8 protein-coding genes are annotated in these 6,237 nt (G+C 39.9%); 3 read left to right on the top strand and 5 right to left on the bottom strand.

Going from position 1 to position 6,237, the window contains the following annotated elements; all coding sequences use genetic code 11:
• The first annotated feature begins 64 nt into the window (after nt 1-64).
• The gene (locus LVY74_RS16975; RefSeq protein WP_237816045.1) at nt 65-298 is read left to right on the top strand and encodes a hypothetical protein; all 234 of its coding nucleotides are present in this window, start codon (nt 65-67) and stop codon (nt 296-298) included.
• A 207-nt stretch (nt 299-505) separates the two neighbouring features.
• Here LVY74_RS16975 and LVY74_RS16970 read toward each other — a convergent pair whose 3' ends face one another.
• The gene (locus LVY74_RS16970) at nt 506-697 is read right to left on the bottom strand and encodes an arsenate reductase/protein-tyrosine-phosphatase family protein (protein ID WP_237816044.1); all 192 of its coding nucleotides are present in this window, start codon (nt 695-697) and stop codon (nt 506-508) included.
• Between the two features lie 118 nt (nt 698-815).
• Between LVY74_RS16970 and LVY74_RS16965 the strand changes: the two genes are divergently transcribed.
• Both LVY74_RS16965 and LVY74_RS16960 read left to right on the top strand, forming a co-directional pair.
• Nucleotides 816-1,415 carry a glutathione S-transferase family protein gene (locus LVY74_RS16965; protein ID WP_237816043.1) on the top strand — a complete coding sequence of 200 codons (600 nt, stop codon included), beginning with the start codon at nt 816-818 and terminating at the stop codon, nt 1,413-1,415.
• 260 nt (nt 1,416-1,675) lie between these two features.
• A complete protein-coding gene (locus LVY74_RS16960) occupies nt 1,676-4,048 on the top strand; it encodes a YgiQ family radical SAM protein (protein ID WP_237816042.1) in 2,373 nt (790 codons plus the stop codon).
• A gap of 63 nt (nt 4,049-4,111) precedes the next feature.
• On the opposite strand, the gene LVY74_RS16955 is transcribed toward LVY74_RS16960, so the two are convergent.
• From LVY74_RS16955 to rplM, 4 genes are all read right to left on the bottom strand, one after another.
• Nucleotides 4,112-4,765, bottom strand: a complete 654-nt coding sequence (locus LVY74_RS16955; RefSeq protein ID WP_237816041.1) for a hypothetical protein — start codon at nt 4,763-4,765, stop codon at nt 4,112-4,114.
• Nucleotides 4,766-4,784: 19 nt separating this feature from the next.
• On the bottom strand, nt 4,785-5,210 hold the full coding sequence (locus LVY74_RS16950; protein ID WP_237816040.1) for a ClpXP protease specificity-enhancing factor: 426 nt from the start codon (nt 5,208-5,210) through the stop codon (nt 4,785-4,787).
• Between the two features lie 148 nt (nt 5,211-5,358).
• Nucleotides 5,359-5,745, bottom strand: coding sequence for a 30S ribosomal protein S9 (gene rpsI / locus LVY74_RS16945; RefSeq protein WP_111896195.1), 387 nt, complete (start codon nt 5,743-5,745; stop codon nt 5,359-5,361).
• 12 nt (nt 5,746-5,757) lie between these two features.
• Nucleotides 5,758-6,186 (bottom strand): 50S ribosomal protein L13, encoded by a 429-nt coding sequence (gene rplM / locus LVY74_RS16940; protein ID WP_111896194.1) that lies wholly within the window; start codon nt 6,184-6,186, stop codon nt 5,758-5,760.
• Nucleotides 6,187-6,237 lie beyond the last annotated feature (51 nt).

Below are 6,237 nucleotides of genomic sequence, written 5' to 3'. Positions count from 1 at the left end.
ATAATAAGAAAAATAAGTTCGGTTATACTATGATCATCTTTACAGTACTTTAATTCAGGATCACATGCTAAGTGGTTATCAAGATCAAGCCCATTCTAGAAGAGGCTATGCACTTGTTGGAGTAATATTCCTACTATTTGGCCTGATTATGCTGGTTATTGATTCAGGGATAGGGGCATTTATTGGTATATTCTTTGGCTGTATTTTACTCTTGCCTGCATTATTTTTTTCATATACTCATTTTCAAAAATATGAAAAAATTCTATCTTGGATGTCTGTTTTTGGAAACTGGTCATAAAACTTGAGAATATGTTGAATGACACTGGCTGGCTTTTCTTGTTTATTTAATTAAAAGTAAAAAATTATAAATATTTCTGAATGTATGGCATCACTTTTTTATGCAATAACTCAATCAAAGCAGGTTGCATATATTCAAAATTATCAGGTATGTCTAATGAGATTATTTTTTTCCCATTAATCACATGCCGAAATTTTTGTTGTATCTTTACTTTGTGCTTTTTTCCATCGTAAAGATTATATCTGCCCATTGGATAGTTTCCGCATCTATCGGTGTATTGGCTGACTCATGAATTCCAGCAGATGTGCATTCAATATTTTGATACTCAGAAAAAACGGTTTCAGCAGTTGGGCTACGAAGTTTATTTTGAGCACAAACAAATAATATTTTGATCATCATTTATTATCTTTTGAATTTTCATTACTTTATAGATTAAATGTAATGAATAAACAATGGCTTGTTTGTTTATGATATAAAAATTAATACTTATTTTTAAAATCAATATGGAGAATAAACATTGAAAGTCTACGGAGATCTGCTATCTGGCAATTGCTATAAAGTTAAATTGTTGCTTGAGTTTTTAGGCATTCAACATGAATGGTTGCATATCAATGTGCTAAAAGCTGAAAGTCACACACCTGAATTCTTGCAGATGAATCCAAATGGAAAGATTCCTGTTTTAGTACTCGATGATGAGCGAATTTTGACTGAATCCAATGCAATTTTGGGTTATTTAGCTGAGGAAACCAAGTTCATTCCAACAGATCGCTATGCCAAAGCCAAAATGTATGAATGGATGTTCTTTGAACAATATAGCCATGAACCATTTATTGCGGTTGCACGTTTTATCAATAAATACTTGGGCTTACCTGAAGCTCGCATTGAGGAATATCATGCTTTGCAGCCAAAAGGGCATAAAGCCTTAGCGATTATGGAGCAGGCATTGGGGCAGCATGATTATTTAGTAGGAAATGAACTCACATTGGCAGATATTTCTCTTTATGCTTATACCCATGTGGCCGATGAAGGTGGTTTTGATCTAAGTCTTTACCCAAATATTCAGGCATGGTGTCAGCGCATTCAAAATTATCCTGCTTATCGGGGAATGGCTGCATAAAAAGTCATTTAACCTTAGTTTGCCATATCGTTTTGAAGCAGATATGGCAAAGCAATTATAGAGATCATCATTTATCTTTAAAAATCAGTTTTACAAATTTGATGAGGATTTGGTTTTGTTTAAACTTTAAACAATTTAAATTTTATCTCATTGTTTTTTCAATGCTTAAATCTAAGAAAACCGAATAGAATTCATGGTAAAATACTCGGCTTTCATCTTTGATGACATTCCCATCTCCAGCCAGCCGAGAATTGCCAGCTATGTCTACTGCCTACACCATGCAGACTGCGCCAAAAGCGTTGTTTGACTATGATAAACATTGGGCTTCATGCTTTGAACCAGCCCCATTTTTGCCAATGTCTCGGCAAGAAATGGATGCATTGGGCTGGGATGCCTGTGATTTTATCTTGGTGTGTGGTGATGCATATATTGATCATCCTTCATTTTGTTCGGGTGTGATTGGGCGAGTTTTGGAAGCACAAGGCTTTCGTGTTGGCATTATTTCTCAGCCAGACTGGACCAATGTAGAAAGTTTTCGTGTGTTAGGTAAACCCACAATTGCTTGGGGTGTGACCGCGGGCAATATGGATTCGATGATTAACCGTTATACGGCAGATCGTAAAATCCGTTCGGATGATGCTTACTCTCCTGATAATCTGCCAAACAAACGCCCAGACCGTGCTGCGACTGTCTATAGTCAGCGCTGCCGTGAAGCTTTTGCTGATGTTCCTGTACTTTTAGGTGGTATTGAAGGCAGTTTGCGTCGTATTGCACATTATGATTATTGGTCAGATAAAGTCCGTCGTTCGATTTTGATGGATTCGAAAGCGGATATGCTGATGTATGGTAATGGCGAACGTGCCATTATTGATGTGATGCATCGTTTGGCAAAAGGTGAAAAAATTCATCAGATTACTGATGTTCGTGGTACCGCATTTATTATCAATAAACTCAACAAGCCAGCTAAAGCCAAGTTTGTTGAAATCGCCAGTAACGATGTCGATACCATTGGACGTGTTGATCCGATTATCAACCCGTATGTAATGACCGAAGATATTGATGGCTGTGAAGTTGAAAAAGAAAAAGGTAACTCTTTAGCACAGTACCAAAATTTCCAAAAAGAATTGGTTGCAAATCCAGTTGTGCGTGAAGGCGACAAGCTAGATGAGCATACACAAGTGGTGCAGTTGCAAGTTGCTTCAAAAGCGATCAAGCATAAATTACCTCCACGCGAATTGGCAGTGATTCGTTTACCTTCTTTTGAACAAGTGGCGAATGACCGTGTGCTATATGCACATGCCAACCGTATTTTGCATTTGGAAACCAATCCAGGGAATGCACGTGCGTTAGTACAACGTCATGGTGAACGTGATGTGTGGATTAATCCACCACCGATTCCATTGACCACTGAAGAAATGGATTACGTGTTTGACTTGCCTTATGCACGTTTGCCACATCCTGTGTATGGCAATGCACGTTTCCCAGCCTTTGACATGATTAAATTCTCAGTGAATATCATGCGGGGTTGTTTTGGTGGCTGTACGTTCTGTTCGATTACTGAGCATGAAGGACGAATTATTCAAAACCGTTCTGAAGAGTCGATTCTTCGTGAAATTGAAAAGATTCGTGATACTGCACCACAATTTACAGGGATTATTTCGGACTTGGGTGGCCCAACAGCCAACATGTACCGTTTGCACTGTAAAGATCCTGAGATCGAGAAAAACTGTCGTAAGCCATCGTGTGTGTATCCAGGTGTTTGTCAAAACTTGCATACCGATCATGCTCCTCTGGTACAGTTGTATCGTAAAGCCCGTGAAATTAAAGGCATTAAGAAAATTCTGATCGGTTCAGGTTTACGCTATGACTTGGCGGTTTTGAACCCTGAATACGTTAAAGAATTGGTACAGCATCACGTTGGTGGTTATCTGAAGATTGCGCCTGAGCATACCGAGCAAGGGCCATTGTCGAAGATGATGAAACCAGGCATTGGCACCTATGACCGCTTCAAGCAAATGTTTGATCGTTTCAGTAAGGAAGTGGGTAAAGAACAGTACCTGATTCCGTACTTTATTGCAGCGCATCCGGGAACGACTGATTATGACATGATGCATTTGGCAATCTGGTTGAAAAAGAATGGTTTCCGTGCCGATCAGGTACAGACCTTTTATCCATCGCCGATGGCAACCGCAACGACCATGTATTATTCAGCAAAAAACCCGTTGGCGAAAGTCGCGCGTTATACTGAAGATGTTGACATTGTGAAAGGTGAGAAACGTCGTCGTTTGCACAAAGCATTCTTGCGTTATCATGATCCAAATAACTGGCCGTTGTTACGTGAGGCTTTAAAAGAAATGGGGCGTGCCGACCTGATTGGTAACTCGAAGCAGCACTTGATTCCAACCTTCCAGCCGAAAGCGGCAGATGGTGAATATAAGGCAGCGCGCAAGAAAAATTCGAGTGTGGCAGGGGATTCACAAAAACGTACTGGTGAAAATACAGCACGTCAAAATTCACAGCGTCAGCAACCAAAAAAGGGACAGATTTTGACGCAGCACACAGGTTTACCACCGCGTGAAACAGGTGATCGCAAGCGTCCTTTTAATAAGTCGAAATCCAAAAATCGTGCTTAAGTTTTAAAAATTTGGAAAAATAAAAAAGCCAAGTTAATCTTGGCTTTTTTATGTCAGGATGATTTATCCAACAAGATGCTGATAAGCACAGTATAAATAACCCAGTACGATTAGACCGACAACAGGTTCTAAAATTTTTGCCCATGTTGGTACTTGAGCAACAATAGGTTCAGCAACTTGATGATCGTCGTGGTGGTCAGTATGAGAAACCATGTAATTAAACTCCTTGATTGTTTCGTCTAATGATACCTGTTTTGTCTCGGCAGGTTTAGAGCCAATCAGTCGAATCAAGGTATTTGTTGCCCAAACCCAATCTGCTGCTTGTCCTGCCAAATAGGGAGGTTGACCTAGAAGGAGTTCATTGATGCCTGTTTGTCCTAAGTGCCCTGTGCAATCAAGCTGATGTAGTTCGGTCAGTTGTAATGATAAAATTTCTGTAAGAGCTTGTTCAAATTCAGTTTTATTCAAACTCGATTTATTCTGTGATGATGTTGTCATCAAACGGGCAATTTGTTGAATATACAATAAGTCTTGTTGTTGTATTTCTAAATAAACATGATTGGCATGATGTTGCCATTCAGCAATCAGTTTGCCTAAAGCGAGTGCGTTAAGCTCTAAAAGTAGACTTTGGCGTTCTTCTACAGGATAGTGAGCGAGAAGCTGAGGCTTTTGAATTCTCGTTTGCTCAGCAAAATAATGAAATAAATCAAAAGCCATACACTCCTCCTTAATGAGGTTAGTCGACGATTCTTAAACTTGGTTTTTTCTTTGGTGCTTCTGTTTCTGATAGTTCAGCAATTTCTTCGGTTGTTACTGGACTCATATTCTCATATTCGCTTGGATCAAAAAAGAGTCCTTGACCATTTTCACGTGCATAAATCCCAATAACTGAAGCGAATGGCACATAAATATTTTGTGCAACACCACCAAACCGTGCAGAGAAGCTGATGGCATCATTATTCATAACCAACTGATGCACAGCATGCGGCACGATGTTCAGGACAATTTGACCATCTTTGACAAATTGAACAGGTACACTGGTATGTGGCTGAGTGGCATCCACCAAGAGATAGGGAGTTAGCTGATTGTCACAAATCCATTCATAGATCGCACGGGCTAAATAGGGGCGTGTAGGGGGTAAGTTGATTTCTTGATCAGACATAACAAAGCTCTAAAATATTTCTCGGCATACAAATTACTATACCGATTTTTGTTGTATTGTGTCATGGTTTTGACACAGTTTGTACATTATCGCAGGCATAAAAAAACCTCGGTAAAACCGAGGCTTTTTGTCCAATTCGGAAAACGAATTAACGTTTAGAGAATTGAGGACGTTTACGCGCTTTACGTAAACCAAGTTTCTTACGTTCAACTTCACGAGCATCACGAGTAACGAAACCAGCTTGACGAAGAGTCGGTTTTAAAGTTTCGTCAGCAGCGATTAATGCACGAGTAATACCGTGACGGATCGCGCCAGCTTGACCACCGATACCACCACCAGCAACAGTGATGTAAAGGTCATATTTTTCAGTAGCTTCTAAAAGCTCTAAAGGTTGACGAACAACCATACGAGCAGTTTCACGACCGAAATATTGCTCTAAAGTACGGTTGTTAATAACGAGTTTACCAGTACCAGCTGACAAGAAAACACGTGCAGTTGCGGTCTTACGGCGACCTGTACCATAATTAGTAGCCATGTGCTTTATCCCTTAGATGTCCAAAACTTGTGGCTGTTGAGCCGCGTGTGGATGCTCGCTACCAGCGTACACTTTCATTTTCTTGATCATTGCATAACCAAGAGGACCTTTTGGCAACATGCCTTTAACAGCACGTTCAAAGATTTCTTCAGGTTTGTGAGCAACTAATTTTTCGAAATTAGTTTCTTTCAAACCGCCTGGGAATTCAGTGTGGCGATAGTATTTTTTGTCAAGTGCTTTGTTACCAGTCACTTGAACTTGTTCAGCGTTGATAACAACGATGTAATCACCAGTGTCAACGTGAGGAGTATAAGAAGTCTTATGCTTACCGCGTAAACGACGAGCGATTTCAGTCGCAAGACGACCTAAAGTTTTGCCAGAAGCGTCAACAACGAACCAGTCGTGTTGTACTTCAGCAGGCTTAGCGCTGAGAGTTTTCATTAACTACATACCTATTATAGTTGGTTTGGACGATAAATTTGCCCAAACAAA

It is taken from the genome of Acinetobacter sp. ME22, from assembly GCF_022012315.1.
GTDB classification, from domain to species: Bacteria; Pseudomonadota; Gammaproteobacteria; order Pseudomonadales; family Moraxellaceae; genus Acinetobacter; species Acinetobacter brisouii_A.
This window is presented reverse-complemented; position numbering and strand designations above follow the sequence as displayed.

Coding starts and splice junctions, on each gene's coding strand:
- LVY74_RS16955 (WP_237816041.1), bottom strand. CDS start 4,765: ATGGCTTTTGATTTATTTCATTATTTTGCTGAGCAAACGAGAATTCAA.
- LVY74_RS16960 (WP_237816042.1), top strand. CDS start 1,676: ATGTCTACTGCCTACACCATGCAGACTGCGCCAAAAGCGTTGTTTGAC.
- LVY74_RS16970 (WP_237816044.1), bottom strand. CDS start 697: ATGATGATCAAAATATTATTTGTTTGTGCTCAAAATAAACTTCGTAGC.
- rplM (WP_111896194.1), bottom strand. CDS start 6,186: ATGAAAACTCTCAGCGCTAAGCCTGCTGAAGTACAACACGACTGGTTC.
- rpsI (WP_111896195.1), bottom strand. CDS start 5,745: ATGGCTACTAATTATGGTACAGGTCGCCGTAAGACCGCAACTGCACGT.
- LVY74_RS16975 (WP_237816045.1), top strand. CDS start 65: ATGCTAAGTGGTTATCAAGATCAAGCCCATTCTAGAAGAGGCTATGCA.
- LVY74_RS16950 (WP_237816040.1), bottom strand. CDS start 5,210: ATGTCTGATCAAGAAATCAACTTACCCCCTACACGCCCCTATTTAGCC.